Source organism: Amycolatopsis sp. NPDC021455, from assembly GCF_040640995.1.
Classification (GTDB): domain Bacteria; phylum Actinomycetota; class Actinomycetes; order Mycobacteriales; family Pseudonocardiaceae; genus Amycolatopsis.
Genome location: NZ_JBFACT010000004.1, coordinates 293,554 through 320,509, shown reverse-complemented (window position 1 = coordinate 320,509; position 26,956 = coordinate 293,554). Strand labels below are relative to the sequence as shown.

Here is a 26,956-nt window from a genome sequence, read left to right as displayed (position 1 = left end):
CCGGGCCGAACCGGTCGATCAGTTCTATGCGGCCGACGAGTTGGCGCGCGAGCTGCCACGCTTGCGCGTGGTGGTACGTCGCACTGGCGGCGCGGACGATTTTCCCGCGTCCAGCTCCTGTGGGGCATCCGGGTCTTCGGGTGCGAAACCGAAGGCACGCAGGACATCCAGGAGAAGTTCATCCAGGACGTAGCCCGGGGCGTCGGCGGACAATTCCGCGACGCGTTCCCCGCATTCCTTGCCCAGCAGGGCGACGAGGAGGGCGTCCATGTCGCCGGACTGTTGGGCTTCGGCAATCGCCTTGCCCTGGCGACGGGTGGGGTACTGGATGATGTAGCACTCATCGTCAGTCAGGGGCAGCTCGACGCACCGGTCGTTTCGGCTGCCCGATTCTGCGACGTAGGCGTCCCAGCCCTTCAGCTTCCGCATTGTTCGTTCCTTGGGTGGGGTGTGGGGGCTTACTGGTCGGAGGGAGCGTCGTCTTCGCGGACGCTCTCGTCCGGAGCCTCGGTCTCATCGGCGGTTTCGTCGGCGGTGTCGTTGTCGCTCTGATCGGCGTCGCCGACGGGGCGGTAACCGCGGCCGTAGATGAGGTCGTTGTATTCGCCGGGAGAGGTGACAGTGACGGTGCGCCCCTTGGGTGACACCAGGGTTTCTCGGTACTCGCTCATGGAACTCCTTCAAGCTGGGGGTGAGGGGGTTGGGGCGCCGGGTTCCCACCCAAGACCGGCCGGCGCCCCAACCAGATCAGGAGACGGTGACGCTCGGGCTGGTGCCGCCGGTGAGGCCGGAGCCGTTCGCGGTCATCGCCGGGACGTTGACGCCCGCGTAGGCGCCGCTGAAGGTCACCGCGTACGGGCCACCCGCCGAGCCGGTTACGGACACGTCGCCCGGAGCGATGTTCGACAGTGCCTCCAGAGCGGTCTGCACCGTGGAACCCGTGGCGTTGTAGGCGATCGTGCCAGTGGTCTGGCCGTCGAAGGTCAACGTGAACGTGCCGCCCGTCGGGGCGCCGGTGACGGTGACGTTCTGGACCTCGTTGGCGAAGCCCATGTCAGCCAGCAGGCTGGCGATTCCAGGGCCGCCCCACATTTCGCGCATGGCGTATCCAAGATCGTCATCGACGAAAGCGGTGAAAGTCAACGGATACCGAAGCTCGTCGCCCTTAGTCCAAGGCTGCTCGGCGTAGTCGGAAATCGCCGCGCGGGGGCAGAATCGGGCGAAGTAAATGGTGTCCTCGCCCGCGCCGTCGCTGGCGACGGCGAGCAGTCGCCAGTATCGAGTGGACGGCACCCGGGACCGGTTGAACGCAACCTCGTGCGTGGTCGAATCCGGCGTGATCGCCGTCAGGTCCACGTTGTGAAACATTTCCAGCGACAGGAGCTTCGTCTCCTGGGCCAGAACAACCAGGCCGGTGACATCCGAGGAGATGTCGCGTCGGGTCGGCTCACTGGAGCCGTGGGATCGGACGTCGTCGCTGGAGACGTCGCGAGTCCAGTTGATGCCGTCCGATTCGGTGTGGTGGCCCAGGGATCGCCACGCGGTCGGCAGGGTGATGAGGTCGCCGCCGGAGCCGGTCGTGATGGCGGTGATCGGGTCGGCGGACTCGGGAGCAGCGAAAATCGCCGCGTCCTGCGCCTTGCGGATCAGCTTCTGCTGACGTGCAGCGAGCGTTCCGATAGACATGAAAGCCCCTTTCGGTTGGGCTGAAAGAGACAGCCCCGAGTGGGGCTGGAATTGGCTGATTTACCGAGCGCGGCGAAGTGCCAGGCCGTACGTCGCGACGTACCGCTGGGTGTTGCGGTCGTCGTAGGCGACAAAGGTCGGTGCCGTCTCGGTCCAGGCTTGGTCGATGCTGGCGTGCCCGATTCCCGTTGCGGGAGAGGCGAGGATGATCTGCCTGCATGTCTCAGCCAAGTCCGCCGCTTGCCGGCGGGTCGAACCGAAGACGTCGACCTGGATGCGCGGGGTGTCGGTGATCACGTCATCGAATCCGCCGGTGCGGCGGATCACGATGAGCGGAGGTGTGATCACTTCGGGTGTGGCGAGAACTGTGGGCCCCGCGGGCTCCAGCAGTTCCATGGCGAGATCTTCGATGTCCGGGAACGCGCCGAGCAGCTCCACCACATCACCTGACCTGGTGCTTCGGGTCCGCGGCGCGGATGCGGTCCAGGAGCTTCGTCATCGGCCGTGGCGGGTTCTTGATGTGGGTGTTGCCGTGCTCCAGTGCGGAGGCGTAGCTCACCCGCGCGGTGATCTGAACCCCAGCTCGCGGCAGGCCTTTCACTTCGGCGGTGATGGCGTGCACGGTGATGTTGCTGGCGTAGGCGCCGGTGTCGTGTGGCGCGGACGCGCGGAGTTCGGTTGCCCAGTACTCGCCGATTTCCAGCATGTGCTGCCGGACCTTGCGTCCGGTGGCGAGGCGGGTGAACCCCGCCCGGTTTGGTACGTACTTGCCCATGGTTCACCCCCGGGCACGGTTGAGGTGGACAAGGACGCCGGCATTCCAGGAGCCGGGGTATGGGGAGTCCCAGCGAGCGGGCAAGCCGGTGACTTCCCATGTGGTGCCGTCGGCCAGCTCGATGACGTCCTGGGGCTCGACACCGATCCAGTGGGGCGCGTACAGGTCAGCATCCGCGTTGACCGTGGTGGAGCGGTTGTCCACTTCGGTCGAGTCGCGCGGGGCGAACATGCACTGCCCGACATGGAATTTCGCGATGAGATGGCGGTCGCCGTACTTGTCGAGCCGGTACCGGGAGACCGTGACGGTCTGCGGATTCACAGCCACGGCTGATCCTTGTCGTAGCCGACGGGGAACGGTTCCAGCCCGTACTGGTCATCCATGTAGAGAGTGGAGTCGTAGTCCTCGCCGCGGGTAGTCCGCATCGTCCACAACCCGCTGGAGGTCTGCCGGTAGCGGCGGCAGATCTCCACCTCGGCCGGCGTCAGGTAGACCCCGACGTCGGCCGATTTGATGGTGCGCGAGAAGGGGCCCGTGGTTTGGCTGATCTCCCCATCGGGGTTGCGAAAGGTCCGTTGGGCCGCGCCGAGAGTGACCCGGATCAGCGATGGCGGGGCAACGATCTCCCCCCCAATGCCGACCCAGTCCCGGCGCGTCTCTTCCCGCACCAGGGCGGAGGCGTCGTCCAGAGCTGCCTGCGCCCGGACGCGTTCAGCGCCAAACAGCTCGCCCGGCTCCAGGCCCAGGCGCGCTTCGAGATCGTTCAGCGTTGCGAGCGCAGGCAGCAGCATCGAACTCTCCCTACTAGAGAGTGAACTTGATGGCCCGGACGAACTGACCCAGCGCGTCACCGCCGGTCTGGGTAGCGACCGCGACGGCCGGCGAGGTCCCGCCGGTAAGGCCGGAGCCGCTGGCGGTCAGCTGCGCGGCGTCGATCCCGGAGAGGTCGTTCTTGAACGTCACGGTGTACGGGCCGCCCGCGCTGCCGCTGACCGCAACGTTGCCGCTGCCGATGGTGGACAGCGACGCCAGCGCGCTCTGCACCGCGGTGGCGGAGGCGTTGTAGGCGATACCGGAGGTGGTCTGCCCCGAGTAGGTCAGCGTGTACGTGCCACCAGTGGGAGAACCGGTGATCTGCACGGTCTGCACTTCATTCGTGGCGCCGTCGGCGACGTGGTTGGTACCCGCATAAAGATCAATCAGCGATCGATCCTGGACCGCCCGAAAGTCGTAGTCGCGAATCCACCGCATCGCGAGTCCCGCATAGCTCTGCGAGGATCCGTAGGAGGCGCCATCGGGCACCATCGGCGCCTTCATGGAAAGCACATACGCGGTCTTGTGGAAGCAGAACCCCACATCGGGCGGGAGCGCGTTGGACACGTAGATCGGACCGAATCCCGCGACGCGGCCGATGGCGGCGTCGCGCAGCGCCGAGTCCGAGCCGGACTTGTCGGCCATGCTCAGGTGCTCGGACTTGAGGAACACGCCTTCCAGGTCCGCGCCCACGACGCAGGTCCGTTCCGCCATGGGGACGTTCGCCTTGTTGAGCGCCACCCGGGCATCCACCAGGGTCTTGTACGGGTCGGCGGTGTCGACGTCGAGAGTGGTGGCGTAGGTGGCGCTGACCATCTCGTTGGCGAGCTTGTTTTCCAGGCCCTCGGCAACGGCGCGAACCTGCGGCGCGAGGATTTGCTGGCCGAAGTTGGTGATGTCGAGGGCGAGTTCCTCGTCGGTGATCGGGACGGCGTTGTAGATCGCCTCGTCCAGCGTGACGTCCACCTTGTGTTCGGTCAGCTCATCCATGGTGATGATGCCGTTGCCCTCGGACGCGGTGGGGCGCGCTCCGCGGAGAGGCCGGGTCCGCGCCTGGGTGCGGGCCGGGACGCGGATGGAGATGGTGTCGCCGCCGGCTCCGGCGAAATCACCGCCCGCGTCCCGCCACACGAGGGCGGGGAGGATGATTTCACGCTCCAGGAGACCGAGCGCCGCGGCGGCGATCTTGGTCCCCTTGAGGTAGTTGTTTGCCACGAGAGACCTCCTTTGAAAGGTCGTCAGGACCGCCAGCGGCCTTCGCGGCTAGCCGTGCGGTGGAGATTCAGTGGCGGCCGATCAGGTCCGCGAGCTTCCGCGGGTCCTTTTCTTCGGGCTCTTCACCCGGATCGCCGCCGCCGGAGAGGTTTTCCTTCGGCTTCCCCGGCAGTGTCTTCTTGGTGTCCTGAGTGGACGGTGCGAGCAGGGAGAACAGCTCGTCTGCGTCGGCTTCCAGTTCCTCGTCGGACTCGCCGTGCAGCCGCTTTGCGACGGCCTTGATCTGGGCGAGGGAGGCGCCTTCGGGTGCGCGTTCGATGGCGGTTTGGAGCTTCCGGGCGTTCGTCTCGGCCTTTGCGGCACGAGACTTGGCCTCCTCGGCGGTTTCCTGGAGTCGCTGAGTTTCGGTCTTGTCCTTGTCCTCGAACTCCTTCAGGCGGGCCTTGAGGTCGTTCATTTCCTTGCGCGCGGCGTTGCGCTCGCGCTTCATGGCCTCAAGTGCCTTCTTGCCGGGGTCGCCGAGCTTGTCGGCGTCGCCCAGGTCTTCGTCCGGCGTCTCCTCCGGCTTGGTGTCGGGCTTGTCGTCCGGCTCCACGTCGGGCTTGTCGTCGGGCTTGCCGTCGTCGGCCATGGGTTTCCTTCCCATTGCGGGATAGCCGCGCGTCCATTGCGGACGGCGGCTCGTCGGTTAGGGGGTCAGCTGGTTTGCAGAGGGATGCCGGTTCGCCGGCTTCCCTCGTAAGCGCGGCGGAACGCGTTCAGCGCGTCGGGTTCGTTCTGGATCGTCTTCCAGAGGCGCTGGAATTCACGCCCGCGGCCGGGCCATTCGGCGGTGCGGGACAGCTGCGGTTCAACGGTGCAGTGGCAGTTGTCGTGGTACTTCTCGCCGGGCTGGCGGCTGGGGGCGCCGGCGGTGGCGTAGAGCGCGGAGGCGCGGGAGAGGTAGACCGGTCCGCGGCTGGCGAGCATCGCGCAGAACGCGCACGGGTTGGCTGCGGTGACCCGGAACCACTTGATGTGGCGGTTCTCGGTGTCCCCGGCGGCGATGAGGGCGTCCCGGCCGCCGTTCTGGACGTGCCGTGTTGCGGCGCCGGTGACAGCCGTGACGGCGGCTTGCTGGGCTTGCTCGGGTGTGCGGCCGATGCGGGTGTCGTGCTTGATCTTCGCGGGGCCGGTGGCGATGAGGGATGCCCGGATGGTGTCTTCGTTGGCGGGGATGCTGCGGAGGATCGCCGGCTGATCAAGGGTGCGGGGGCCGATCTCGGCGGCGCGGAACCGCTGGTAGTAGTCCAGGGAGATCACGGCCGACTGGGTGCGGTAGCCGGCGATGAGCGCGAGGACGGCGTCGACCCACCCGGCCGCGGTGCGGTCCAGGCGCAGCGGGTCGAGCAGAGGCCAGTACCGAAGAAGCTCATCCAGGAACAGCGCCTGCATGGCAAGCTGGTGGGTCCGGTGCGCCTCGGTGAGCTGCGCCCCGGCGAGGGTGGCAGCCACTACAGCTTCGCCGGAACCGTGGGCGGCGGGGCGTCGACGGGCTTGGCCTTGGCCATGAGGTTCGCGGCCATCGCGGCGACCGGGTCTGCCTCCTTGGCCATCTGCTCCCACTCGTCCACGTCGCTCTTCTCCACGCCGGGGATGCGGCCCCAGAGGGCCTTCGGGGGGATGTTGAGCATCTGCGCGGCCTTGCCGAGGGCATCGACGGCTTGGGCGATGGAGCGGATCTCCATGTCCTGCCAGGTGACCCGGCCGAAGACGTCGTCGGCGTAGTCCTGGTGGCCTTCGAGCTGGGCGGCGAGCCGCAACGCCTGGACGTGGCTGCGGCCGAAGGACTTCTGGCGTTCGGTGACCTTCTGTGTCAGGGATGCACGAGCGGCGGCCAGGGCTTCCGCGCTCAGGTTGACCAGCTGGCCGGTCAGGGCGTGCGTGGGGGTCTGGCTGACCGCGGCGAGCGCCTCGATGTCGGCGCGCCAACTGTCGATGAACCCGTTCAGTGGAGTTTCGTCGAGGACGCCGAATTTCGTGTCGGGGTCCTCGGCAACCAGGAGATCTTCCTGGCGTAGTTCGAGCTTCTTGCGGTTGGCGGCCTCTTCGTCGTCGGGCTGGGCCATGCCCGCGACCGTGCGGATCTTCCAGGAGGAGAAGTGCTGGGTGATCAGCCGGTCGAACGCGGTCTTGTTGATCCGGGAGGCCGCGGAGATCAGCGGCTCCACTTCGCCGTCGCAGCGGCCGTCGAGGTCGAGCATGTTGGCGTAGCGCACCCACGGGCAGACGCCGGCGTCGTGGGTTTCGACGCTGATCCACTCGGGCTTCGCCCCGACCCCATCGATGGAGACGTAGTGGACGTCGGTTTCGTCGTAGAACTTCACCAGGGCCCCGCCCTTGGGGGCCTTCTCCACCTGGATCGCGTACATCGGCCAGTCGTCTTCGGCGGGATCGGCGTAGACCGCGAACGCCCGCCGTGGGGAAACCCCGCGCAGAACGGACCGCTTCCCTTCGTGGTCGGTACCGGGGAGCACCTTGACGAAGCTGTAGCCATAGGCCAGCGCCGCACGATGGACGGGAATTTGGCGTTGCCCCATACCGTTGGCGTGCCAGGTCCGCCATGGCGGGGACATCTCGGTATCCAGTGCCTCGCCATCCAGGGGTGAGCGGTAGCCATCCACGTACATGCACTGACTCGCGCTGGACACGACCAGTCCCAGCCAGGGAACTTTCGACATTTCTGCGAGCCGCTTCAGCTCCGGTGTGGCGCGGCGCGGAAGCTTGATGTCCTCGGCCTTCCAGCGGTACCAGGCGTCGATGCGGTCGAGGCGGTCCTTTTCGGTCTGCCACTTCGGGTACAGGCTGTCCCGGACCAGCTCGACAACGGCCTGGCGCTGCATCATCTGACTACCAGACCTTCCCGCTTCGGAGTCTCTTCTTGTCGGGGTTGTTCAGGACGAGCCTGCGCAGCATCCGGGCCCCGACCATGCAGACGGCGAGGTCGATCTTCCGCTTGGATTCCCGGTGTCCCTTCCACAACGAGACCCCGTACTTGTTGGGGTAGCGCTTGGCGTTGCGGGCGTGGGCGCGGAGCCGGCCGTCTCCGTCGTGGAGCAGGGTGTGTTCGCCGATTTCGAGGGCGCACCGCTCCGCGGCGGCGGTGAACTGAGCAGTCCTGGCGGGGCTGGTCATATCCCACATGATCGAGTGCCCGCGGTGGGCGCCGCCTTCGGCCCAAAGCTGAAGTTTGTGGGCGAAGCGACGGTGCCAGTCGTCAAAAAGACCGTCCCAGTAGCGTTCCTGGGTTTCGTCATCCAAGACGTGGCTCGGATCGCCCCAGAACGCGACAACCCGGTAGGTGCTGAACGCCGACTCCACGACCGCATCCACGGCGTGGCGGGGGGTGATCCAGCCGGCGCCGCGTAGGCCGGGCGGGCGTTGCCACATCCCTAGGACAGACACCAGCCCGTCGGAGAGCCGGCAGGCAACGACCCCGGTCGCATCGTCGCTTTTGGACATGTCGGCGAACAGAACGACCTCGTCCTTGGGACCGAGGGGTGGAACATCGTTGCCTGCTAGGCAGAGGTCGAAGTCGCGCGGGTCGATCCAAGAGTCCTCGCTGGCGACAACCTGGTTGTACCAGAACCTTCGGGAGCGGCTGGGCGGATTGCGGCGGTCCATAATCGCCGCAACGATCCGTCCGGTGTCGAGCCAGTACGCATCGCCGCGGACCGCCTCGATGACCGCAGGCGCCGCCTCGGCGTTCAGCGGCGCCTCCGGAGGCGCTTCGAGTGAGTCATACATGATGCCGGCATCGATGCCGAGCGCGCTGGCCTCTTCCCAGGCTTCCCGGGTTTGCTGAGCCGTGGAATCCTCGGCGGGCTCATAGGCGTTGGTGATCCCGACGATGCGGGCCGAGCCGTCGGCCGACTTGGTGGCGTTGCGGTCGATGACACTCGCCATCTCATGGCCTTCGTTGTTCGCCAACCAATGGTGGGTCTCGTTCTTCACGACGAAGGTCGGCCGGCCCCCTTCGAGAGCCCGCGGCGAGGACGTCACGGCTTCAATTCGCGCGCGGCCGTGATCGGCATAGATGATCTCCTTGCCGAGGTCGATGCTGTAATGCTTGAGCGCGCGTTTGGTGAAGATTTGCGGAAAGAGCGTAAAGGTATTCCTGGTTTGGTCTTTTGACACCGCAGCTACTTGGACCCACGCCTCAGGATGCGGTTTCGCGACCGGTTCACCGTTGTCATCGAAATGGGAGAAGCGGCACGGTCCGACGAATTCTACGGCACACCAGGTCGAGATGAGGGGATCTGTCCTTGCCCCATCCTTTGAGGCGCTGCACCACCCCCTCGCGGTACAAGAATCGACCGGTGTCGTCGATCGCGTACCACCAGAGCGTCAATCGGGCTTGTTCGTCGGTGTAGCGCCAGGGTCGGCCGTCGCCGTGCTGGAGCCAGTCTGCGGTCCAGCCGAGAACCTGCCATCCCAGCGTGAGCTGCGGGAGGATGAACTTGCCATCCTCGTCGCGTTTCCAGCTCGGACCTAGAGTGACCGGGACGTAGACGGGCTCTGCGAGCGCGGTCATGGGACCTCCGCGCTATTCGAGGAATCTGGCTTCGGTGGCGCCGTTGTGGCCGTGGATGGCCATGGCGTCTTCCAGGGACGGCCAGACGGCGACGCTGGAGTGCTCGCCGAACCAGCAGAGGGTGACCTGGCCGTTGGACCACTGGACGCCTTCGGCGACCACACCGGTGCCACTGAGGCCGGTGACGTCCTCGTGCCGGACGAGGTGGAAGGACTTCACGGCAGGACCGGCCAGGTCCAGTACCGAGGGCCGGAGCCGCATTGGACGGAGGTAACCCAATGCAGGTCGTTGCCATCGAGGTGAACCTGTCCGTTGACCGCAGACTCGGGCCGATCACCCCAGACGCGCACGATGACCATCGGGTAGACGTCACCCTCTTCGGCACGGTTGCCGGTGTGAATCAAGGCGCCGAGATTCTGGCTGGCCAGGGTGACTCCGGCGGCGTTGAGCTTCGTCGCGCCTGCCCGACGAGCGTTGATCGCATCCGCATCGGCCTGGGTCAGGGTGTAGTGGACGGTACGTCCGATGGTGGGAACGGGCCCGATCATCCGGTGATCCGCTTCTTGTAGTCGTTGATGGCGGTGACGCCGAGGTTGTTGGCAGGGGTGTCGCGTCGCTGGAGTTCCATGCGCAGCCGGCGGCGCGCGCCTTCGGTGGAGAGCAGCTCCGAAGCCGCGGACATGATTTGGCCGAACATGTTGGCGCTCATGTATTCCCGACTGACGCAGCGGGACATGGCTTCGGCGACGAACCGGGCGGTAGCCCAGTCCGAGGGCTGAAAGAATGCGTGCTGTCCGGATTCGCCGAGGCTGACGAACCAGTCCCGGGCGATCGGGTGCCAGCACTCGTCGGGCTCGGGGATGGGGACGGGATCGGGACTGCCGACTCCGGTCTGGCGGTCGGCGAGTTCGGCCTTGGACCGGTGGCCCATGACTTCTTCGCTGCGCTTCGGGATTGGCCCTCGACTACCCACGAAGACCACCCGCCTCGACGAGCACATCCTTGGCGGCCATCAGGTACATCGTCGCCGCGACGAGGAGACCGACGTTGTCCTGGAACAGGCCAAGGCACCGATTGCACTGAGGGCAGAGCAGGCCGCGGATCTCACCCGTGTCGTGGTCGTGGTCAACCACCAGCTGGCTCTCCTTGGAGCAGATCGCACACCGCCGCCCCTGGCGCTCGGCAAGCTCGTCGAGCTGTTCCAGGGTCAACCCATACGTTTGGCGGTAGTAGCGGCTGCGCGCGCCGGGCTTCCGGCAGGAACCGCCGTACTTCTCGCGTTCGTACGCAAGAACGCACGGCTTGCAGTAACTCTGCAATCCGCTGGCCATGCGCGTGGAACGGTAGAACTCCGTTGTTGGCTTATCGGTCTCACATCGAGGACAGAGCTTGCTGTCACCTCGTTGGCCCATTGCGGTGCCTTTCGTCGAGCAGCGATTGCCGCTGCTAGTACACGATCACGTGGTTCTCCGCGCGGAGAACCGGAGTCAGCTCTTCGGCGGTGATGCGGATCCACACCTGGTAGGTCCCGGCGTCGCGCTGACCCGCCGGCGAGCCGGGGCCGACGGTGAAGATGACGCGGACGGCGCGGCGGGCGGTACCGAGCACTTCCCAGTCCGCGGCGTGCCAGTCCTCGTCCGCCGGGTCGGTGCCGGTGGGTGTGATGGCAACCTCCACCGGCCACTGGGACGGATCCAGTGCCTCACCGGAGTGGAAGGCTGTAACGGGGAGGGCCAGGTCCTCCAGGGACAGGCGCGACACGGCAACGTCCGTCATCGCCTCACGCTCCCGAGGTTCCAGTTGCGGCGGTTGATTCCGGCGATCCATTGCGCGGCAACAGAGCCGGCCACCATCGTTGCGGTGGTGACTGCGCGCCCGCTCGCGTGCCAGCTGCTCGTGGCGGTGAGGTCGAGATCGGCGAGGACGACGCGGACTGCGATGGACTCCCAGGTGCCCTCGGCGGTGAAGGTCGCCGCGACGAAGTAGGTAGCGGTCGCGGGCGTATGAAGGGTGGCCTCGGCGTCGAGGTCCGCCGCCGTCGTCGTCTGCCGAAACGCCTGAGCGCCGAGTACGGACATCCCGGCGAGGCCGATGACCGGGAAGCGGATGGCCGTGGGCGACGATCCGAACACCGCGGTTGCGGAGAAGTCGCCGGAGGCAATCGTTGCGCGGCCCAGGTTGGCTGTGACCACACCCGAGCCGGTGAGGTCGCCGGCGGCGTGGTGGATCGCGAGAGCGGTTGCGGTAACCGAGGCATCCGCCGTGAGGTCCAGCACGGCGCGAGCCGCGATGGTGCCGGTGGTGCCGAATGAGGCGGTGGCGGCGAGCTGGCAGTTGAGGAACCCTTCCCGGCCACTGGCAGAGGTCAGCGACGCGGTGGCGGTGAAAGCGGCCGACGCCGGGGCCGTGAGCTTCGCGGAAGTGCTGACCGTGCCGGCTCCGGCGAAGGTGGCTGACGCCGCCCGTACCGGAAGGGCTGTCGCCGACGTGGCACCGGTTCCCACGAGATTGAGCGCGCCGGGCGCGGTCCTGACGGCCTCCGCGGGGAATGTACCGGCGGCATGCCAGGAAGCATCGGCGTCGACCTGCTGGGCCGACGCGAGGAGCAGGGTGAGCGTCATCGGACTAAATGATCAGCATTCGGAACATGGTTGTCGGCAAACCGTAGGTCAGCTGATAGAGCCATCGGATGGTTGTGGTGCCGTCGGTGTAGCTTGCGATGCAGAGCTTCCCGGAGTTGTTGTTGATCGACGATGAACCCAAGTTCGTCGAGGTGAATGCTTCCATCACATTGGTGACGCAATTGAACCGGAAAAGCGTGTACGGTGCACCTGTCGAAATCGGCTGACTGAAATAGATGTACTCACGTTCGATGACGGAGGACCAGCCGTTACTCGGCGAGAAGCTTTGGATATTGGTTGCCGTGCCACCGCCACGCCCATAAGCGGTTTGAATGTTGTTCCACGAATTTGCTGCAATGTCGTAGATTGCAAGGTTCGCCGAACCGGCACCGGCGAAGCTGTAGATGTATCGACAGTTCTTGATGTTCGTCTCGTCCGCCCACGATCCGGAGCCGGTGTCGGAGGTGACGCCGACGAATGACAGACAGCCGCCAGAACCCGCGGTCGTTGTTCGCGCGACCGCGGGTGAGAGCGTAGACCACGTGTTTCCGGAGATGCTGTAGCGGTAGAGCGCAACCGCGTTGTTCCCCGCGGCGTAGAGAAAGTCGTCGTTGGGCTCGATGACGTAGGTGCTGGTGGCATCCGGCGTGGTCGTCCACGCGGCGACGGTGAGCGCGGTGGCGGTGTTCGCGGTGATCGTGCGGACCTGTCCCGCGCCTGCCCCTCCGGTGATGCGAACCTGGGAGTTCACGAACTGCGAAGCCGACCAGTTTCGGGTGGAGTCCGTGAGCGTGGTGGAGGTCGCGGCGGTCGCGGTGCTGGTGACAACCGCGTTTCCCAGCGCCGGGGTGGCGCAGAAGAGCAGGTTGTTGGTTGCGCCCATGCCAGTGACGGAGAGGGCGCCCGACCACGTGTTGGTCGCCAGGTCGTAGTAGCGCATTCCGGCGGTGCCGGAGCTGTTGAGGCACCACCAGCGTCCTGAGAGGATCAGGTAGACGCTCGTGTTGTCGGGGGTGACGCTCCACGCCGACGTAACGGTGACGACGGAGTTCGCGCCGTAGGTGTTGCGCAGGATGGTGCGTTCCTGACCCGCGCCGGTTCCGGCGGTGATGCGTATCGTGTATCCGGCAAGGCTTTGCGCGAGGTTCGCCGTCGTCGTCACGGTGGTGCTGGTTCCCGCGCTGGCAGTGCCAGTGGGCCCGCCGGGGTGGTAGACGACGGCGCACGCCCAGGTGGTCCAACTCGTCAGTGGGGAGGCCGGCAGGGCAGAGACCGCGTCCTGGCGCGGGTCGTACAGAAAGACGCTGCTGGTTCCGTTGACGTAAACCTGGAGCTGGTCGAACTGGGTTGATGCGGCGCCGAGTGCATCGAGTTGCCCCGCTGACAGCGTGCAGCACATCTCCCACTGCTTGCGGTGGAGCAGGGGGCGAAGGTTTACGGTGGTGGCCATGTCGCATTCCCCCTCACTGAACCGCTATTCCCCGATACAGGTCCGAGGCTGGGCCGTTGATGGTTGCCATCCCAACCAGGTCCGCGGGAATGGTGACGGTGCTTGACGATCCAAGGCTCGCTAGGCGGGCAACTGTGGTGACTGTGGTCACGGCAGGAATTGCGAGCGACGTATTTCCGATGGTGTCCAGCGAGACTCGGGTACGGCCCGCGCTGTCCGGTACCTGCCCGCCTGGTCCGCCACGAAGGATCTGGAGCGTTTCACAGAGTTCTTCCAGGACTGTCAGTAGCGCGCCCCCGTCGATGGTGACGGGCATGGGGGCGGCGGCGGATACGTCGGTCGCGGTGCCGTCAGCGCCGAAGGTGTTCTTCACTCGCTGGTAGAGGACTCCGCCGATCTCGTCGGCGGCGACGGATGAGCCGGTGGCAGGGAGGGTGACGTTGTCGACCATGGCGCCCTCCTAGACGGACAGGATGGTGTCGATGCCGTAGGTGATGGACCCGGAGACCGTGGCGGTGACCAGCACCGTGCGGGGGACCGGCTCGGCGGCGGTGGCGCCGCTGGCGGCCGTGAGGTGCGGGCAGATCCGGTACACAGTGACTCCCGTCGTGGTGACGGCGCTGCCAGTGATCAGGGGGTAGGTGTAGCTGCTCACGGTGCTACCGGTGATGGTGAGGGTCACCGAGCCGCCGGAGACCGCGGAGACGTTGAGGACGATCGTGAGGCTGCGCGCGTTGTAGGTCGTGACCGACTTGCCGGTCTGCGTCGTGGTGGTCCCGGCGGCGACGAGGGCGGTGGACACGTTGTTCCGCATCCGGTCGATCGCGTCGTTGTTCAGTCCGTTGTGAACCATTGGCACCATCGAGAGCATCGGCCGGGCCGTGCCGATGGTCCCGCCGTCCACGGTGCCGCTGGTGTACCCGGAGATGGCGACAGAGGGGGTTCCGTTCAGGGAAACGGTGGTGGTGTTCGGCGCGGCGGGCTGGGTGTGAAACAAGACAATGCCCGTCGACGTGCCGGACCCGCGGACTCGGAAGTACCGGGTCGGGAGCACGCCGGTGAAGCCGCCGCCGGAGAAGGTAGTGGAGGACACCTGACCGCTGGCCGACGAGGTGACCTCGGCGACGTACTGAAGGGTGACGCCGAACCAGTTCGTTCCGTCGTTGCTGCCCTCAAAGTAGATTGTCCCCGCGTTGCTGACGATTTGCACAGTCACCGTCCGGAAGTTCCCGGCGTCGGTGCTCGCGTAGTTCCCGGCGCCGGAGGCGGTCCACGGCACGGAGAGGTAGGCGCCGGCGAAGAGGGCGGCGTTTTGCCCGGCGGAGGTACCGTCTGATCCTTTGAGGACGTTGGCGGTGTTGGTGTTGTCCGTGTGGGTGGTGGGCAGGCCGCTGGTGGTGGTGACGGGCGTCATCACGCCGTCGGGGCCGAACGTGTTCTTCACGTTCTGCACCTGGACGCCGCCGCCGAGATCGTCCGTGGAGACGATGGCACCGGAGGCGGGGAGCGTGATGTTGTCGACCATCAGCTGAGGCCGACCGTCAGCGCGCTCACCGCGAAGCTGAGCGTGTCCCCGGCGCCGGTGGTCTTGGAGGCCGCGAGCGAGCCGAACCAGGCGCGGCGGGGCGTGCCGGAGCTGTCGTAGATCTCAGCGCCGACCACGGTGGCCGCGGGCATGTTCGTGAAGTTGATGAGACCGGTGTTGGACGCGGTGCCGGCTGAGGCCGCGGAGAAGGTCACCGACTGTCGGGCGTAGCCGCCTCCGGTGACCTCGGTGCCCGCGGAGGTGGCGGAGCCATTGGCGGTCACGAGAGCCAGCTTCACCGGCGCAGTGGGGGCGGTGAACGGGGCGGTGCCCAGGCTGGCGTCGAGGAGCCGGTTGGCCTCCGCCTCAACGAGATTGGACATCAGATGCCTTTCGTCTGGAGGTAGGCACGGAGTTCGGCGCCGGTGAGGCCGCCCGCGTCGACGAGCTGGTCCGTGCACGACGGACAGCCGGCGATCTTGTGGCAGTCGAGGTGCCAGGTGACTTCGACGTCGCCGGGCAGGGCGATGACGTGGCGCGGGTCGGTGTCGGCCTGGCCGCAGCCGATGCAGGTGCGCAGCAGATCCACACATCCCCCTTTCGAATGACAAAAGCGCGGTCGGCTACGGACCGTGAAATGGGTGAGGTATCCGGCCGGTGGCCGATCCACAATCGAGTGAGTGGCCACCGGCGGAGACGGGACCGGCGGCTCAGCTAAGAAGACTCAGCGTGAGGCAGATATTGAGAGCCAGGTTCAGCATCGGTCACCCCCTCACGCCTTATCTCCAGGAGCGTGCCCGGGGGCGGCACCAGTGGCCATTTCGTGCAAGACGTTGCACATTCCCTTGGGGTCGACCACGTACTTCTCCAGGTGGTGAACGCACCTTTCGAAGTCGCCAGGGGAATTCCAGCGGATCTTCAGGGCGCCTTTGCCGAAAGCCCAGTACCGCTTGAGCTGTGCAGCGTCACCCGGATGCGTGTCAGCCACGGAACCTCCCTTGGGGCGGTACGCTCCGCGAATGCGACAAGGCACCGCGCGATGCGAAAACTGGGTGATCGACGAAATGGGGCTGGAGCACCTGGACGGCGTGCGTTGGCACGAGGCGCCCTTACCTCGGCGTTGGCACCGGTGCCGGCCGCAGACCCGGGCCGTCAGCGGGGGGCACCGGATCTACCGATGCGCCTGTGGCGGCTTCAGCTACGACGCAAAGACCTGGGTGACGAAGAATGACCGACGGAAAGGCCGGCTTATCCGTGTGTAGCCCGTGGACAGACCTCACGAGGTCGCCGGACGGCAGATATATGTGCGGTATCTGCTTCGACTGGTTCGAGCTGGATCAGCTGTACGTGGACGAGAATGGACAGAAGTGGGACATGTGTCGGCCATGTGGACGACGCGAAGATCAACAGCGCCGTGACGTGACCGCGGGGTAATGAAGAACAAAGGCCCACGTCAGGCATTCGCCGTCGAACATGGGTACGCTCCCGTCTGCGAAGCCCACACCTTCTGTCGAACGGAGAAATGTGACACCCATCGACGACGAACCCGCGGAAGCCAACCTGGTCATCTGCGAAGCCAACGGGTTGCCGTACGGGACGGTCCGGCGCTCACCCGTGGCCGCTTTCGCACACGCGATCCTGTGCTGGCAGGAAACCGCCACGCCGTGGCAGTGCGTCGATCTGTACTCCGCCTTGGAGATGCTCACCGACGAGGCCGTCCGAGACTGGCCCATCGTGGACATCCCTGCATCAGACAGCGTGTGGGAACGTATTGCCCCGGGGACGCCGGAGGCCCAGAGACCCGCATGAGGGAAGCGGAAGAGCTGCTCGCCCTGATCGGACAGCTACCCCAGATGCTCGACGCCGCACCCGCGGACGTGGACGTCGACCAGTTGCGACGGCGGGAACGAGAAGAAGTGCACCGGTGCCTGCGATGCGGTGGCCTCGCCATCGTCGCCCTGGTCGCCAGTACCACCATCGGCGCCCGCTGGGTCGATCTGTGCAGCGACTGCTACCGCTGGCTCCGCCAGTACTACGACCAACCACATGCTCCTGGAGATCCCGCATGACCGACACGCCCGAGATCAACATCATCCGCGTGGGTGACAGTGAGAACCGCGGTGGCCTCTACAACATGCTCATCCCCGGCGGCTTCGAGCGCGCGGCGGCGCTACTGCCGCTGATCGACATCGACCCGGAGACCGGTCCCGCCTTCCGACTGCGCGACGCCTGGCTGGAAATCGCCCCCCTCGTCGCCTCCGGCATCGTGGTCCACGTCTACACCCGCATCGGCGGCAACAACCGCCCCGACTACGAGAACGAGATCGAGCAGCTGCGAGGAAAGCCCACCTACCTGCGTGATGCCGATGACTCGTTCGATAGCACGTACGCATCGTTCTACTTCGGGTTGCCGACCGAGCACGCCGCCGCATGGCGGGACGTCGCGCAAGATCCGATCGACACCGGGAAGCGGTGGCGCACCTTCCTGGCGGCCCTGAAGGGATGACATGAACGAGCTGGATGCCGCCGTGGCCGCAACCCTCGAACTGGTGAAGGTCGGTGTGGTTGTCGTGCGCGGCCCGGCCGCCGTCGTGGACGCGCTCGCCGCGAACTGGGCGCGCGACCGTCGCAACGATTTCGACATCGAGGTGTCGGCGGATCTGGTCCCGTGGCGCAGACGCGGCGGCGTGGACCTGCACAGCCTGACGCCCGTGTTTCTCCAGGCGCTCCGCGGCTGGGCTTGGCCCCTCCCGGAGACCTTCGCCGGCCGGGTCGCCGAGTATCGAGAGCAGGCAGCCCGAAGGAAAGTGCTGATCCGGCTCCGCAACCCCGATCAGGCGGCCCAGGTCCGGCCCTGGACGGCGGGCTTGCCGGGCAGCGTGGTCCTGGTAACCAGCCGCCGCCTCCTGGGCGGGCTCGTCACGGAGGGAGCCGCGTTCCTGGACCTGAACTTGCCGGAAGGCCACCCTGACCGCCTGACCTGCGGAAAGTATCCTTTCCACACGGGCGGGAGGGTCAAGCGAAGTTGACGGCCGAGGGGATTTGATGGCCAGCAATCGAACAGCCGGCGAGCTGATCCGGGAGGCCATCGAGAACGGACCGATCGGCCTCTCCCAGAAGACCGTCGCGCGCCGGGCTGGCATTTCGGAGAAGCACCTCAGCCAGATCATCCGAGGCGGGGTCCGGATGTCCGCCCGCGTCGCCGTCCGGCTCGAAGGCCCCCTGGGTGTACCCGCGATGGACTTGTTGGTCGCGCAGGCCCTGGCCGACGTCGCCGTGGCGAGGGCGAAGCTAACCAGCACCCCGCCGCCCGAAGGCGCAACCCTCGTCCTATGCACACCCCTGCCGGACGGACGCTGGCACGCGAGCTACGAACACGGCGCCAACGAAACCCACGTGCTGCTGCCAAGAGGCGTCAAGCCAGCGAAAACGTGGACCGCCGACTTCCAAGCCGAAGCCGAAGCCGGCTGGTGATGTAGGGAAGCCAAAAGCCGGCGCCACCAACGACGCCCCCGGGGAACTTCCTCGGGGGCGTCGTCGCGTCGAGCCCGAGTTAGGGCACCCTACGTAAACGCGATACCTGGGGGCAAGGTCAACAGCTATGCCGAACGGTCTGTGTTTTGGCTGGTGGGGAGGGGTCCCCCACCCTGTTTGTGCTGGTCGGCGGGGTGGTGCTTGATCACTGTCGTGTGTGGACGGTGTGATCAACTGGTGTCGGGTGGGGTGATCACTGACCGGGGTGGTTGTCGCGTGTGGACTCCGCTGTGTCTTCTGCGGGTCCCGGGGTGGCCGCCTGGTGTGTTGACCCTCGGGTAGCGGGTGATCTTGTTAGCGGGCTGCTGAGGCGGTCGAGCGGGTGCGCTTCGGGGGGCCGGTGGCGGAGTGCGCGGAGCCGGGCTCGGGCCGCGATGGCTTCGGTGGTGGTCTTGGCTCGATGGCACTCGGTGTGGGCTGGGCGCAGGTTGCTGAACCGGTGATCATCACCAGGGATGACGTGATCCACTTCGGTGGCTCCGGTGTGGCCACACAGGTGGCACCGTCCTCTGTGGACGCGGAGGACGGTGGGCACGATGCGGGTGGACCAGTCGGCCGGTAAGCGGCTTCGACGGTTACTGCTCTCCCAAGCCATAGGCCTTTGACCTGCGGTTTCTGAGTACGTTGGTAACGGCCTGATAACAGTGGCAACTGGGATGCAACGTGTTGCCACGCTGCGGCGACTACACCAACGAACAACAACTCAACACCGCAAGCCGAGGCCGAACGGCCCGCCCGGAGCCAGCCCCATCACGCGGGCCCGCTCCACCAGGACCAGGACCCCCCGACTTGCCGAGCGGAGCGGTTGTTTGCGCTCCACACCCGCGCATCGGGGTCCGATTCCCCGGAGCAGCGGAGGAGCAAACTACAGAGAAGGTTGCTGAGCGCTAGCGCGTGAGAAGTAGTGCGAGTGCGTGAGGGCTTGAGTCCAGGGGCCACCCTGGAAATTCCGTCCCATTGCGCGCATGAAAGCCAGTGAGCGCTATCGATAAAAGGCCAACGGTGGGTGCAGAGCCCCCAACCCGTGAGGGTGACTTACTCAGCAGCGACGCGGCCCGGGAGGGACGCGGCAAGCGTGACGCGGTGAGCCCGTTAGATCACGTGATAGCTATCGCCGGAAGATACAGGCCATGCGGGTTTCCTGCGTGGTGGCGACGCACGGGGCAGGCAAAGCCCCGGTGTAGGGAACGAACGGCGAACCGGTTAAGGGCATCCGGGAATGCAAAAATGCCCTCGCCGGTGCCGGTGCCGCGTTGTGACAGAACGCGCGCGGCAGGCACCCCGGCGCACGGGTCCTACGAACCCGGTTCGATGCAAGATCACTGGCCATTCTGGCGAGACGTTGACCAGGGCGCGCACGGTGTGCGCGCGTCCGTTTCGCGGGCCATTCGCCGAACTGTCAGGTGTAGGGACAAGTGTGTCCGGTTCGCAATGCTCACGGTGGAGTGCGGGTCAAGCGTGACTAGGTGCTAACGCTCACGGTCACGCGGTACCCGCACTCACGCCGTGTCCGTTGTGGACAAATGAGAGGAGAAAGACATGTCCGGTTACCCCTGCACCCGGAGTGTCCGCGTCGAGTTTCCCGACGACGTCTTCGTGGACGGAATCGACGGACTGAACACCGGTCACGCGCTCTGGCGCGCCCGGTGCAACTGGGATGGCGCCGTCATCACCGACCTGGGGCCGTTCGACTCGGCGGCGCACCCGTTCAAGTCGGTGAACTGAACGCAACGCTCTCAGTGGGTGACGGCTTGCCCGTCCCCCGCCGTGTCCGTTGTGGACAAATCGAAGGGAAGAATTCTCATGGCACTGGAGAACAATGGGTTCGTGACCATCGCGGGTATCGACCCATCGGCGGAGAATGGAAGCGACATCTTTCCGGCACACGTCGTGGACCACGGCACCCCGCACCCCGGCTTCGACCGTGCGACGGCCGAACGCGTCGTCGAATGGACCAACCGCGCCAACGACAACGCGACGTGCGGCGAGCGGGCAGCGTGGGACGGTGACACGGTCGTCCTCACGGCGTTCGACGACTGCGCGCCCGGTGAGGATCTGGGCGTCACCAGGCACGCGCCGGACGAGCACGGGCGGTACTGGATCGGGTCCAACGGATGGGTCTGGGAGTGGGTCAACCCGAAGTGGACGAACGCAGACGACGACGCGCGCTGGTGGGAGAGCACCGGATGTGACGGCCTCTTTCTCCTGTTCAACACCTCCGCCCACCTCAACGACGGCGTGCCCGAAGTCCAGCCCGGGGAGGTTCAGGCGCACATCGCGGAATGCGAGGCATGCGCCGGGAACGGCCTCACGGTGTCCGTGGACGCCGACGACGTGACGGCCACGCTCGAAGGGCTGAGCTAGCCGCTTTGGTCGCGCGCATCGGGGGTGCGCGCGGGCCATGGCTGCTAGGCGCAGACAAGCCGAACGGAAAGGTATGCAATGGAAACCCTTGCCATCGCGGGTATCGAGTTCACGGACGCGCAGGTGTCCACCATGGTCGAACTGTGGGAGAACCTGATCTCCGTGGACCGGGTCGTGGGGTCGACGCGCGGCTACTACGGGACCGACATTCACCTCGCGTCCGAAGTGACGACGGACTACCCCAACGGGAACGCCTATCGGATGCCGAACGCGCGGGAGATTCGCGCGCTCGTCCTCGCGGACGGCGAAGCCACGAAGTACCCGGCGGAGTCCGGGGACGACTCGAACCCGTGGGGCCACACCGACGGCATGGAACCCGTCACGCTCACCCTGATTTCCTGCGGGGACTACCACGGGTCATTCGAGGACGCCGCGAACAACCGCGCGTTGGACGGCATGCCGGGCGTGAACGTGAGCTACCCCAACACCGGCGGCATGGGGTCCATCGAATCCGAGTCCACGGTGGAACTGGGTTCGGTGTCCGCGCTGGTGCACGGACTGGACAACCCGACGGCCGACGACGTGGTCAACAACCTGCGCGCCATCGCGGACACCATGGCGGGACTCGAAATGGGCGAACCGCTGCTGGACCAGGAAAAGTACGACGCGTACGTACTGGAGCAGGCCCGGGAGTGGTGGGACAACGGGTTGGGCCGCGACGTCACCCACGAAATCGAGGCGATGAACCCGGCGGGCAGCTTCGAAGAGTTGCCCGAGCTAACGGGCGGTCGCGACGTGGACGACGCCATCCGTGAGGCGTACTTCGGTTACGACGGCACGGACTGGCAGCCCACGGGCCCGAACACCGCAACCGGTGTGTACAACACCGCGCACGAAGACGCCGTGAAGCACGTGGCCCGGGAGCTGTTCGGCTGGGCGGCATCCGAATGATGGGCTTCGGCGTTAACGACTTCGGCGTGTCAGTCGACGGCGAATCTCTGTACCTCCTCGAGGAGGCCACCGGGGCCATGACCGTGACTGCCACGGCACACGGGTACACGGCGGAGAACGGCTACACGGCGGACACCACGCCCGGATTCTGCTGCGCGGCATGCAAAGAGCCGCTGCGTGCCGTCGCCGTCGAGGGATACGACGAACCCGACTACCTCGACCGGGACGACAAGCCCGAATGCCCGAGGAATCCGGATGTTGTCGACGCGGATGCCATCTACGGCCCGCACACCCCGGAACCGCACCCGCTGATCTGGCTTCGAAACGCCAGCATCGAACTCGACGCGGACGCGGACGCGGTCACGGTGACGATCGAGACAAACGACCCGGGGAACGCCATCCGGGTGAGGATCGCAAACGTGGTCGACGACCGGGAGAACGAGCCCGCCGGCCACTTGGTTACGACCCTGCTGCCAGCCCGTGCGTGACATCGGCGCGGCATGGTCCATTGCGGACCATGCCGACGCCGTGACCGCACGGGTCAACTAGGAAGGGAAGTCAATGCCAGCCACAATCAAGTTTCGCGGTAAGCCTGAAGAGGTTTACAACCTTGACGACACGTTCGCTTACGCCGAAGTCAAAGTGCCGGTGCCCGCTGCGCATCACTGTGACATGCGCAAGTTTCGGGCGCACCGAACCATCGGGGCGTACGCGAACAGTGACCTGTTCCCTGCCGTTCTTAAGGGCGTGCTCGCCAAGATGGGGGTACGCGTGGGCGGGCGCCTCCGCCTGGACCAGCTCCCGAACGGCGTCACCGTAGACACAAGCAAGTTTCTCGCAACGGTAACCATCACGGTTGCGGATGACGCGACGTGGCGTTGAGCGTGTGCCATCGGTGGTGAACGTCCCGTGTGGACGTTCTCTCGCCGTGACCGCATGGTCAACGGAAAGGGAGTTTCTACATGTCACTATTCAATGGGCCTGCCGAACACGCCTCGAACCGGCCGGAGACGTGGGTTGTCGCTCGCGTCGGGCGTCAATGGGCGCTCCAGACGGCGGGAGGGACAACGCTGGGCCGGGCCGAGACGCGGGGCGCCGCCGAATCCCTCCGCACGGAGGGGTTCATTGCGAACCTCTACGCCAAAGAGACGCGCTGGTACGCCGGAGAACCGGTGCCGGGATGGCAGCCGTACCGCGAACGTCCCAAGGTGGACACGGGGAAACCCGCATAACCCGTGCGCCATCGGTCGCGACCGTCTACCCGGACGGGCGCGTGCCGTGACCGCACGGTCAACACGAAGGGAGGGCAGTCATGCCCGGAATGTACGTACGGCGTCTTGCGGAGTCCGGTGTGTGCACCGATTCCCGCACGGCCGAAGAGATGGCAGCGATGTTGCGGGACGGCTTGCCGCAACCGTGGTCGGAACAGGTCTACCGGATCGACGCCCGCACCGTAGGCGTCCGGCGCGCGGACGGCGGCGAGGACAACCCCGCCGACGTCTTCCGCTGGGAGGACCCGGCGGACGACCCGTACGCCGTGATCTTCGGCAAGGTGGACGGCGCCCGAAAGGTGCACATGGCGTACGCCGAAAGCAGAAAGCTCCTGTGCCGCAAGGCCACACATGCGGACGTGGTGCTGTGCGGGCCGGGCGGCATGTACCCCGCACCGGCGGCGGAAGGACAGGAGGGCACCATTGCCGCGCTCCTCATGGCGGACGTGTCGCCGTCGAACCTGTGCCGTTCGTGCTTCTACCCTCGAACCGTCCTCGTCTACGCCGCCGCATATCGAAAGAAGGATGAGAGCGCCGAAGAGTCCGCGTGACCTCGTTCCCGGCCGATCCACAGGGTCGGCCGGGTTCGTGGCTACACGGCCAACAAGGAAGGGACAAGCAGTGAAGACCATCCCCCGGAACCACAGACGCAAAATTGCCGACATCAAGGAGCGTGCGACGCGGTGCGTTGTGAAGAGCCTCCGCAACGACTTCGCGGCCGTCGAGTGCCCCCCGTCGGCCGCGTGGGCCGATCTTGAGCGGTACGACTTCGCCAGGCTCGTCGAGTGCGACGACAAGTGGAACGTCAGCGTGCACGGCAACCTGTGGTACGAGCTGCGCGAGGCGTGAGCGCGACGATGGACCAGCGACGCATGCGGGCGCGGGTGTTGATGTCGTGGTGGGACTTAGGCGACCGCGTGGTTATCACCCGTGCAGGCATCGAGTCTGGCGCCGTGGTTGCGGAGAAACCGGGCTACCTCGGGGACGCTCCCCTGTGGCTCACCGGCGACGATGGCAAGCGCATCGAGGTCACGACGGAAAAGCTTGTCACGGAAGAGTTTCGGATCAGAATGGAGCGGCCCATGGGCAGGAAGCGCGCCGAGCCTCCGACGCGAGACGAGATCTACGAGCGGCTCCAGGTGGTCGAAATCACGACGTCGGACGCGGGAGCCGCGACCATCGCCGTGTTGGACCCGGCCACAGAATGGTGCGGATACCTCGTCCAGAAAGACCGGGGTCCGGCTGACGTCATCGTGTGCAACCTCCGCGGTCAGTACGGGCGGCCGATTCACGGACCTTTCGGGCCGCTCGAACTCCTAAAGTCGTCGCTCGTTTTCCAGGTGTACACGCGGGCCACGGTTGGCGCGTCGTGCTCGCACCGGAAACGGTCGCAGGCGAGGAATTGTCGGTGCGGCGACTACACGGCGTGCTGCGACAAGGACTTGGATGAGCACGTCGCGGCGGCGGCACTGCTCGACGACGGGAAGGACCACGGGTAACTCCCGAGCGCCGCATTTAGCCACGGAAATATCCACGTGATCACGCTCGCGCCCACTGTTCCCGCGGTGGGCGCGGGCGCGGCTACGTGGCCGAATCCAACAACGAAAGGAACCGGATGTGAACACCAACAACTGGGCGCGCTACGTGCTGGGGGTCGCGGAGCTGACGCTCTGGGCTTCCGACGTGCTGGCCGACGAGGCGATCGCGACGGACATCGAGGTGACTCGGAGTGCCGCCACGGTGGCGCTGGGTTGCCCCGAGTTCGAGCCGTTGCACCCGTGGGCCGCACGGGTGCTGGAGTCCGACGCGCAGGCCGCAAGCGGTCCCTCGAACCGGCTGGCCGCCGACCTGGTCATCTCGCAGAAGGTGCTGTTGCTCCGGCAGAGACCCTTGTTCACCGAGCCGAACCCGGGGGTGTTGCCCGGGGGTGACGTGGGCGGAGACGTTCAGACCGGCGACTCGCACATGCGGCGATTCGCCGCGCAGCTCGACGGCTGCCACTGGGCCGTGGTGGACGTCTACACCTACCTGGGCACGGCGGACGTCATGGGGAACGGAGGGCCGGTGTTGTGGCGGCAGGACGAGTACACGATCTGCACCGACCCGAGCCGTCCGGGCGACACGGAGGTGATGGCGTCGTCGTCCACGTTCGACACGGGTACGCCCGCACCCTGCGAGGACGACGCCTACGACTACTGCGCGGACCTGCCACTGGCGGCGGTGATGTGGTCCGCCGCGCTGGAGGAGTGCTGGACCCCGCGCGGCCGGCAGGCCACGATCGAGTCGGACACCGACGCGGCCGGCTAGCGGCCTCCGTCGGATTCGACGATTTCGAAAGTAGGGGTCAGAGGGATGACGGGTACCGAGGGGTCAGAAATCCAGACCGAGCCGGCGACGCTGGAGGATCTCGACCGCGCGGTAGCCGAAGTGGAGAAAGCCCAGACCGCCGTCGATGAAGCACGCGCGGAGTTGCAGCGCGCAAAAGACAAGCATCAGGAAGCGCTCAAGGCTGCGGCGAAGGCGCGCAAGAATCGCGCAGATGTTCTACGTCGTTTGGGGCCATCCTATGGGGCGAGGGAGCTGGGCCGCCGCGCGGACATGAAACATCAGCAGGTCAGCCGCGTCATGTCGAACCCTGACGCCACCTGATAGGGCGACCCGTCGCGGTTGCCGATTATTCCCACAGAGTCCCCCGATCGGGCAGCATGACCAGCGGATACTACCCTCGGTCATGATCGATTTACCCCGAATGGAGCAACGCTATTGGTAGATTTTGCCACGGATACGGGACTAACGTTCCCGGACGTTGCAACGTGGTGCGCGAGATCGGACGGTGACGAATGACAACGTTCAACAAGCACGAGCAGGACTACCGCACGGGCAAGATTGCGAAACTCGTCCGGGGCCACATGAGAAGCCAGGGCATGTCGCAGGAGCGACTCGCCCGCCAGATCGGCGTGAACGTGGCAGCCCTCCGCAGTCGTTTGATCTACCGGACGGGCGCGGTGCCGGACTGGCAGATGCTGGCCAGCGTGTCGGTCGCCCTCGGGTTCGATCCGCGGTGGCTGCCGGGCCTGCTCGACGGGACCTACGGCTTCGACGACGACCCACACGATCTGCCGGACACGCCTCCGCAGCGGGTGGCACACAGCACGCACGGGCCGATCACGACGCCGGAGACGCGGGAAGCAGCCCGGGATCGGGAACTCCGAGTGGCCAAGGTCAAGATCCGACAAATGGAGCAGCGGATCACGGATCTGGAATCGTTTGTCCATGCTCGGCTCGGCGAACAACGTCGAGCTGGCTGAGGAAGGGAGGCCGCCAATGAGCGGCGGAGGATCGATAATGGCCGCCATGTTCGCCGGCGGCCTGGTGGCGGCCGGGGTGGTCGCCTGGCACGCCGCCACCCAGCCGGACCTCACCGACGTGTCCGGTACGGCGGTGGCATCCTGCGACCTGCTGATGACCCGGCCGTTGCCGCAGGTGTACACGCTGGATGGCGAGCACCTGGACGGCAACCCGCACGTGGAAGAGCCGCTGGGGACCGGCCCGTGCCGGGCGGGGTTCATCATCACCGGCGTGGAGCGTCAGCCGCACTACCGGGTGACTATGGGGAGGATGTCGGCCGTCGTTGACGACATCACCGCGGCCGGCTCGGTGGAGCTGGTTGAGCCCTGAGCGCTGAGGGAGCGCATTCAACGTCCGGTTCCGGCGGCCGGAACCCCAGCTCGAATAGGGGTCCGGCTGCTCCTGGTCCAACTCCCGACTCGGGTTCAGCCGAACCACCGAAGTCGACGGCCAACAGTTCGGTCCCGAGAAGGTAGATAGCAATTCGCACGAGCCGCCTTAGCTCAGGTCGGTAGAGCGCGCCCCTTATGAAGGCATGGTCGCGGGTTCGAATCCCGCAGGCGGTACAAGCACGTCCCCAATGGAGGAGCACCACCCGATAATGGAATGCCGTTTAGGCAGCGTCGTTGTCCACGCGCGCGGTGAGCAGCTGCCAGCGCAGATCCGCGACACCGTCACGGGTGATCCCCATGCGGTCGCCGTGCATGTGGTACCCGACGTGGCCAGCTTTGGCCAGATCGGCCAGGAGTTTAGCGCGCACGTTGAGGAGGTCTGCGGCACGACGTAGAGAAAGGCAGTCGCACATACAAGACCCTTCAACGTCACGAAAG

General features: G+C 66.1%; 43 protein-coding genes and 1 tRNA gene. 18 read left to right on the top strand and 26 right to left on the bottom strand.

The features are described from left to right. Positions 1-24: 24 nt before the first annotated feature. From AB0G28_RS09020 to AB0G28_RS08905, 24 genes are all read right to left on the bottom strand, one after another. Entirely contained in the window at positions 25-429 is a 405-nt protein-coding gene (locus tag AB0G28_RS09020; RefSeq protein WP_361085051.1) for a hypothetical protein, read from the bottom strand. A 29-nt stretch (positions 430-458) separates the two neighbouring features. Next, complete coding sequence (locus tag AB0G28_RS09015; RefSeq protein ID WP_361085048.1) at positions 459-671, bottom strand: hypothetical protein; 213 nt, start codon at positions 669-671, stop codon at positions 459-461. Between the two features lie 76 nt (positions 672-747). Continuing rightward, positions 748-1,686: a hypothetical protein gene (locus tag AB0G28_RS09010; RefSeq protein WP_361085045.1), complete on the bottom strand. Its 939-nt coding sequence runs from the start codon at positions 1,684-1,686 to the stop codon at positions 748-750. Between the two features lie 60 nt (positions 1,687-1,746). Further along, positions 1,747-2,124, bottom strand: a complete 378-nt coding sequence (locus tag AB0G28_RS09005) for a hypothetical protein (protein ID WP_361085042.1) — start codon at positions 2,122-2,124, stop codon at positions 1,747-1,749. A gap of 4 nt (positions 2,125-2,128) precedes the next feature. After that, positions 2,129-2,461, bottom strand: coding sequence for an HK97 gp10 family phage protein (locus AB0G28_RS09000; RefSeq protein WP_361085039.1), 333 nt, complete (start codon positions 2,459-2,461; stop codon positions 2,129-2,131). Between the two features lie 3 nt (positions 2,462-2,464). Beyond that, entirely contained in the window at positions 2,465-2,788 is a 324-nt protein-coding gene (locus AB0G28_RS08995; protein ID WP_361085036.1) for a hypothetical protein, read from the bottom strand. Further along, positions 2,779-3,252 (bottom strand): hypothetical protein, encoded by a 474-nt coding sequence (locus AB0G28_RS08990; protein ID WP_361085033.1) that lies wholly within the window; start codon positions 3,250-3,252, stop codon positions 2,779-2,781. Before AB0G28_RS08990 ends, AB0G28_RS08995 begins: the two co-directional genes overlap by 10 nt. Positions 3,253-3,265: 13 nt before the next feature. Further along, entirely contained in the window at positions 3,266-4,489 is a 1,224-nt protein-coding gene (locus AB0G28_RS08985) for a P22 phage major capsid protein family protein (RefSeq protein WP_361085030.1), read from the bottom strand. A 67-nt stretch (positions 4,490-4,556) separates the two neighbouring features. Then, positions 4,557-5,120 carry a hypothetical protein gene (locus AB0G28_RS08980; RefSeq protein WP_361085027.1) on the bottom strand — a complete coding sequence of 188 codons (564 nt, stop codon included), beginning with the start codon at positions 5,118-5,120 and terminating at the stop codon, positions 4,557-4,559. Between the two features lie 65 nt (positions 5,121-5,185). Continuing rightward, positions 5,186-5,983 (bottom strand): hypothetical protein, encoded by a 798-nt coding sequence (locus AB0G28_RS08975; RefSeq protein ID WP_361085024.1) that lies wholly within the window; start codon positions 5,981-5,983, stop codon positions 5,186-5,188. Continuing rightward, a complete protein-coding gene (locus tag AB0G28_RS08970) occupies positions 5,983-7,374 on the bottom strand; it encodes a phage portal protein (protein WP_361085021.1) in 1,392 nt (463 codons plus the stop codon). The genes AB0G28_RS08975 and AB0G28_RS08970 overlap by 1 nt, the downstream gene beginning before the upstream one ends. 4 nt (positions 7,375-7,378) lie before the next feature. Continuing rightward, the gene (locus AB0G28_RS08965; RefSeq protein WP_361085018.1) at positions 7,379-8,665 is read right to left on the bottom strand and encodes a hypothetical protein; all 1,287 of its coding nucleotides are present in this window, start codon (positions 8,663-8,665) and stop codon (positions 7,379-7,381) included. A gap of 55 nt (positions 8,666-8,720) precedes the next feature. Continuing rightward, on the bottom strand, positions 8,721-9,062 hold the full coding sequence (locus AB0G28_RS08960; protein WP_361085015.1) for a hypothetical protein: 342 nt from the start codon (positions 9,060-9,062) through the stop codon (positions 8,721-8,723). Positions 9,063-9,074: 12 nt separating this feature from the next. After that, the gene (locus AB0G28_RS08955; RefSeq protein ID WP_361085012.1) at positions 9,075-9,281 is read right to left on the bottom strand and encodes a hypothetical protein; all 207 of its coding nucleotides are present in this window, start codon (positions 9,279-9,281) and stop codon (positions 9,075-9,077) included. Continuing rightward, entirely contained in the window at positions 9,278-9,610 is a 333-nt protein-coding gene (locus AB0G28_RS08950; protein WP_361085010.1) for a hypothetical protein, read from the bottom strand. Before AB0G28_RS08950 ends, AB0G28_RS08955 begins: the two co-directional genes overlap by 4 nt. Continuing rightward, positions 9,607-9,993 carry a hypothetical protein gene (locus tag AB0G28_RS08945; RefSeq protein ID WP_361085007.1) on the bottom strand — a complete coding sequence of 129 codons (387 nt, stop codon included), beginning with the start codon at positions 9,991-9,993 and terminating at the stop codon, positions 9,607-9,609. The genes AB0G28_RS08950 and AB0G28_RS08945 overlap by 4 nt, the downstream gene beginning before the upstream one ends. Before the next feature lie 34 nt (positions 9,994-10,027). Further along, positions 10,028-10,393 carry an endonuclease VII domain-containing protein gene (locus tag AB0G28_RS08940; protein ID WP_361085004.1) on the bottom strand — a complete coding sequence of 122 codons (366 nt, stop codon included), beginning with the start codon at positions 10,391-10,393 and terminating at the stop codon, positions 10,028-10,030. A 115-nt stretch (positions 10,394-10,508) separates the two neighbouring features. After that, the gene (locus tag AB0G28_RS08935; protein ID WP_361085001.1) at positions 10,509-10,838 is read right to left on the bottom strand and encodes a hypothetical protein; all 330 of its coding nucleotides are present in this window, start codon (positions 10,836-10,838) and stop codon (positions 10,509-10,511) included. Continuing rightward, the gene (locus AB0G28_RS08930; protein ID WP_361084999.1) at positions 10,835-11,683 is read right to left on the bottom strand and encodes a hypothetical protein; all 849 of its coding nucleotides are present in this window, start codon (positions 11,681-11,683) and stop codon (positions 10,835-10,837) included. Before AB0G28_RS08930 ends, AB0G28_RS08935 begins: the two co-directional genes overlap by 4 nt. Before the next feature lie 4 nt (positions 11,684-11,687). Then, complete coding sequence (locus AB0G28_RS08925) at positions 11,688-13,133, bottom strand: hypothetical protein (RefSeq protein ID WP_361084996.1); 1,446 nt, start codon at positions 13,131-13,133, stop codon at positions 11,688-11,690. A 13-nt stretch (positions 13,134-13,146) separates the two neighbouring features. Continuing rightward, positions 13,147-13,584: a hypothetical protein gene (locus tag AB0G28_RS08920; RefSeq protein ID WP_361084993.1), complete on the bottom strand. Its 438-nt coding sequence runs from the start codon at positions 13,582-13,584 to the stop codon at positions 13,147-13,149. A gap of 9 nt (positions 13,585-13,593) precedes the next feature. Then, on the bottom strand, positions 13,594-14,658 hold the full coding sequence (locus AB0G28_RS08915) for a hypothetical protein (protein ID WP_361084990.1): 1,065 nt from the start codon (positions 14,656-14,658) through the stop codon (positions 13,594-13,596). Beyond that, positions 14,658-15,041: a hypothetical protein gene (locus tag AB0G28_RS08910; protein WP_361084987.1), complete on the bottom strand. Its 384-nt coding sequence runs from the start codon at positions 15,039-15,041 to the stop codon at positions 14,658-14,660. The genes AB0G28_RS08915 and AB0G28_RS08910 overlap by 1 nt, the downstream gene beginning before the upstream one ends. Next, positions 15,041-15,247 (bottom strand): hypothetical protein, encoded by a 207-nt coding sequence (locus tag AB0G28_RS08905; RefSeq protein WP_361084984.1) that lies wholly within the window; start codon positions 15,245-15,247, stop codon positions 15,041-15,043. The genes AB0G28_RS08910 and AB0G28_RS08905 overlap by 1 nt, the downstream gene beginning before the upstream one ends. Positions 15,248-16,182: 935 nt before the next feature. On the opposite strand from AB0G28_RS08905, the gene AB0G28_RS08900 reads away from it, so the two are divergent. Genes AB0G28_RS08900 through AB0G28_RS08880 form a run of 5 tightly spaced genes read left to right on the top strand, consistent with a single transcriptional unit; the run spans position 16,183 to position 18,132 of the window. Then, positions 16,183-16,467, top strand: coding sequence for a hypothetical protein (locus AB0G28_RS08900; protein WP_361084981.1), 285 nt, complete (start codon positions 16,183-16,185; stop codon positions 16,465-16,467). Further along, positions 16,464-16,727, top strand: coding sequence for a hypothetical protein (locus tag AB0G28_RS08895; RefSeq protein ID WP_361084978.1), 264 nt, complete (start codon positions 16,464-16,466; stop codon positions 16,725-16,727). The genes AB0G28_RS08900 and AB0G28_RS08895 overlap by 4 nt, the downstream gene beginning before the upstream one ends. Further along, positions 16,724-17,164: a hypothetical protein gene (locus tag AB0G28_RS08890; RefSeq protein WP_361084975.1), complete on the top strand. Its 441-nt coding sequence runs from the start codon at positions 16,724-16,726 to the stop codon at positions 17,162-17,164. The genes AB0G28_RS08895 and AB0G28_RS08890 overlap by 4 nt, the downstream gene beginning before the upstream one ends. A 1-nt stretch (position 17,165) precedes the next feature. Beyond that, complete coding sequence (locus AB0G28_RS08885; RefSeq protein WP_361084972.1) at positions 17,166-17,687, top strand: hypothetical protein; 522 nt, start codon at positions 17,166-17,168, stop codon at positions 17,685-17,687. A 16-nt stretch (positions 17,688-17,703) separates the two neighbouring features. Continuing rightward, complete coding sequence (locus AB0G28_RS08880) at positions 17,704-18,132, top strand: helix-turn-helix transcriptional regulator (protein ID WP_361084969.1); 429 nt, start codon at positions 17,704-17,706, stop codon at positions 18,130-18,132. A gap of 253 nt (positions 18,133-18,385) precedes the next feature. On the opposite strand, the gene AB0G28_RS08875 is transcribed toward AB0G28_RS08880, so the two are convergent. Then, on the bottom strand, positions 18,386-18,787 hold the full coding sequence (locus AB0G28_RS08875; protein ID WP_361084966.1) for an HNH endonuclease signature motif containing protein: 402 nt from the start codon (positions 18,785-18,787) through the stop codon (positions 18,386-18,388). A gap of 944 nt (positions 18,788-19,731) precedes the next feature. Between AB0G28_RS08875 and AB0G28_RS08870 the strand changes: the two genes are divergently transcribed. From AB0G28_RS08870 to AB0G28_RS08810, 13 genes are all read left to right on the top strand, one after another. Beyond that, positions 19,732-19,917 carry a hypothetical protein gene (locus tag AB0G28_RS08870; protein ID WP_361084963.1) on the top strand — a complete coding sequence of 62 codons (186 nt, stop codon included), beginning with the start codon at positions 19,732-19,734 and terminating at the stop codon, positions 19,915-19,917. A gap of 102 nt (positions 19,918-20,019) precedes the next feature. Continuing rightward, the gene (locus AB0G28_RS08865; protein WP_361084961.1) at positions 20,020-20,556 is read left to right on the top strand and encodes a hypothetical protein; all 537 of its coding nucleotides are present in this window, start codon (positions 20,020-20,022) and stop codon (positions 20,554-20,556) included. A gap of 78 nt (positions 20,557-20,634) precedes the next feature. Beyond that, the gene (locus AB0G28_RS08860; RefSeq protein ID WP_361084959.1) at positions 20,635-21,507 is read left to right on the top strand and encodes a hypothetical protein; all 873 of its coding nucleotides are present in this window, start codon (positions 20,635-20,637) and stop codon (positions 21,505-21,507) included. Further along, complete coding sequence (locus AB0G28_RS08855; RefSeq protein WP_361084957.1) at positions 21,507-21,995, top strand: hypothetical protein; 489 nt, start codon at positions 21,507-21,509, stop codon at positions 21,993-21,995. Before AB0G28_RS08860 ends, AB0G28_RS08855 begins: the two co-directional genes overlap by 1 nt. Before the next feature lie 73 nt (positions 21,996-22,068). After that, positions 22,069-22,389 (top strand): hypothetical protein, encoded by a 321-nt coding sequence (locus AB0G28_RS08850; RefSeq protein WP_361084954.1) that lies wholly within the window; start codon positions 22,069-22,071, stop codon positions 22,387-22,389. 430 nt (positions 22,390-22,819) lie between these two features. Beyond that, positions 22,820-23,329: a hypothetical protein gene (locus tag AB0G28_RS08845; RefSeq protein ID WP_361084951.1), complete on the top strand. Its 510-nt coding sequence runs from the start codon at positions 22,820-22,822 to the stop codon at positions 23,327-23,329. A gap of 139 nt (positions 23,330-23,468) precedes the next feature. After that, entirely contained in the window at positions 23,469-23,627 is a 159-nt protein-coding gene (locus AB0G28_RS08840) for a hypothetical protein (RefSeq protein ID WP_361084948.1), read from the top strand. Next, on the top strand, positions 23,624-24,277 hold the full coding sequence (locus AB0G28_RS08835) for a hypothetical protein (protein ID WP_361084945.1): 654 nt from the start codon (positions 23,624-23,626) through the stop codon (positions 24,275-24,277). Before AB0G28_RS08840 ends, AB0G28_RS08835 begins: the two co-directional genes overlap by 4 nt. Positions 24,278-24,395: 118 nt before the next feature. Then, positions 24,396-25,085 (top strand): hypothetical protein, encoded by a 690-nt coding sequence (locus AB0G28_RS08830; protein ID WP_361084943.1) that lies wholly within the window; start codon positions 24,396-24,398, stop codon positions 25,083-25,085. A gap of 45 nt (positions 25,086-25,130) precedes the next feature. After that, positions 25,131-25,427 carry a hypothetical protein gene (locus AB0G28_RS08825; protein WP_361084940.1) on the top strand — a complete coding sequence of 99 codons (297 nt, stop codon included), beginning with the start codon at positions 25,131-25,133 and terminating at the stop codon, positions 25,425-25,427. 191 nt (positions 25,428-25,618) lie between these two features. Then, entirely contained in the window at positions 25,619-26,086 is a 468-nt protein-coding gene (locus AB0G28_RS08820; RefSeq protein ID WP_361084938.1) for a helix-turn-helix transcriptional regulator, read from the top strand. Between the two features lie 37 nt (positions 26,087-26,123). Then, the gene (locus AB0G28_RS08815) at positions 26,124-26,456 is read left to right on the top strand and encodes a hypothetical protein (protein ID WP_361084936.1); all 333 of its coding nucleotides are present in this window, start codon (positions 26,124-26,126) and stop codon (positions 26,454-26,456) included. Between the two features lie 162 nt (positions 26,457-26,618). Next, positions 26,619-26,692, top strand: a tRNA-His gene (locus AB0G28_RS08810). A 47-nt stretch (positions 26,693-26,739) separates the two neighbouring features. On the opposite strand, the gene AB0G28_RS08805 is transcribed toward AB0G28_RS08810, so the two are convergent. Beyond that, positions 26,740-26,886: a hypothetical protein gene (locus AB0G28_RS08805; protein WP_361084934.1), complete on the bottom strand. Its 147-nt coding sequence runs from the start codon at positions 26,884-26,886 to the stop codon at positions 26,740-26,742. Between the last annotated feature and the right edge of the window lie 70 nt (positions 26,887-26,956).